Here is a 429-nt window from a genome sequence, read left to right on the forward strand (position 1 = left end):
AAGTCGAGCTTGGCAGAGGCCGCGATCACGGGCATGCCCTTGTGGTTGGGCGCGAACGATGCGCCCATGTAGACGCCGAAGACTGCGAGCTGCACTCCCATGAAAGCGAAGGCCGTCCCTAGGGGGAGCAACGTGAAGAGAGGGATCAGGAGGAAGCCGAAGCGTGCGGTGATCATGCCCAGCTCCAGCCACCTACCTTTGACCTTGCGCTGGCTGATCAGATGCCAGATGCTGTGGCGATGGAGGTTAAGGCCCTCGAGCGTGAGGAGAGGGAAGAAGAGCCAGCCTTGGTGAGCGACAAGTCGCCGGATGAGGCCCTTGGAGCGGTTCGCGTCCTCGGCCAGAAAGACGATCGTGTCTGGCTCAATGTCAGGGTCCTTGCCCACACGGTTGGGGTTGCCGTGATGGCGTGAATGCTTGGAGTGCCAC

Annotated in this window: 1 protein-coding gene; it reads right to left on the minus strand. The window is 61.5% G+C overall.

All coding sequences use genetic code 11. From position 1 onward, the window contains the following. Positions 1-429 (minus strand): fatty acid desaturase (locus DWB68_RS15860; protein ID WP_199700488.1); only part of this gene is annotated, 429 nt, incomplete at both ends.

Source organism: Galactobacter valiniphilus (assembly GCF_003575975.1).
Taxonomy (GTDB): domain Bacteria; phylum Actinomycetota; class Actinomycetes; order Actinomycetales; family Micrococcaceae; genus Galactobacter; species Galactobacter valiniphilus.